Raw genomic sequence first — 1416 nt, forward strand, 5'->3', positions numbered from 1 at the left:
ATCCTGTTGTATTTGTTGGTAATTTAACTTCATTTACTGTTGTTGTTACTAATACTGGTGATTGTAATTTAACTGGCGTTTCTGTTCTTGAGTCTAATTATACTGGTTTAAGTTATTTTAATTTTACTGGTGTTAATTGGACTAAAAATGGTGATGTTTTTACTTATGCTAATACTTTAGGTGTTGGTGAGTCTGTTAACTTCACTGTTGTATTTAAAACAGTTAAATCTGGTAATTTTACTAATATTGTTATTGCTAGTTCTAATGAGACTGGTAATGTAAGTGCTAATAATACAACTACTGTTAAAACAGAAAATCATAATAATAATACAATAGATAATAAAACTAAACATAATAATACAACTAATCAGGATATAGTTAAATATAATAATAAAAATAATTTATCTGGATTAGGTCAAGGAACTCCTGCAACTGGTATTCCTATATTTGTGTTATTTATTGCTTTAATAAGTTTATTATTATTACCAAAAAGAAGAGAATAAAATTTAATTTTTTTATTTAAGACAATTATTTGTCTTTTTTTATTTTTTTAATGTATTTTTAGTTATTTTTATAAAAGATTAAATATCTTTTTTTCTTGATTTATTTTTTTATCTATTTTTTCCTAAATTTTATTAAATATTTTTTTTATTTTATCTAAATTTAATACATAAACTATTTTTATTATGAAATATATAAATAAAACAATAATAATGTTATAATGTTCTTATAACTTTATTAAGAATATTTAAAAATTTTCTTGAGGTGTAAATATTTCTGGTGATGAAGGAAAACAATCCAAAAAGAAAAGAACAATAATTATTTGTGTAGTTATTATTATTATTGCAGCAATTGCTATTGGTTTAATTGTTAATAATAATTTAACATTAAATGTAGGAGGTCATGATTTTTCCATACCATATGGTTATCATACTAATAGTACTTCTTCTGGTTCTAATAATAATACTAATGTTACTATACAATCCCATATAATTGAGAATGGTACTAATTATTACAAAATTACTGTAATTAATCAATCTAATAATAAAATAGTTACACCTTCTCAATCAGTAAATTCTACAAACAATACTAAAAATGTCACTATTAATGGACATAAAGGTGTTTTAATAACTGGTAAAAATGGTCAAACATTTAATTATAAAGAAGGTCAAGACCAAATTGTTATTATGACTACTAATATGGGTGAAAAAGCATTTAAAGATGTTATTAGAGGATAATTTTAAAGTTTTTTATAAAACTTTTTAATTATTCTTAAATTTTTATTATTTTTAATTATTAATTGTTGATTCTATTTTTTTAATATTCTAAAGAGTATTTAATTGTTTTTATTAAGTTTAATAGTTTTATTCTGTTTTTTTAGTTTAAATTGTATTTAATTATTTTAATTAGGTTTAA

At 20.4% G+C, this 1416-nt stretch carries 1 protein-coding gene; it reads left to right on the forward strand.

Annotated features, from left to right (window positions below; all coding sequences use genetic code 11):
- A partial coding sequence (locus T523_RS09115) for a DUF11 domain-containing protein (RefSeq protein WP_042707073.1) occupies positions 1-503 on the forward strand: 503 nt, incomplete at its 5' end.
- Between the last annotated feature and the right edge of the window lie 913 nt (positions 504-1416).

The sequence above is a fragment of the Methanobrevibacter wolinii SH genome, from assembly GCF_000621965.1.
In the GTDB taxonomy this organism is placed as follows: Archaea; Methanobacteriota; Methanobacteria; order Methanobacteriales; family Methanobacteriaceae; genus Methanarmilla; species Methanarmilla wolinii.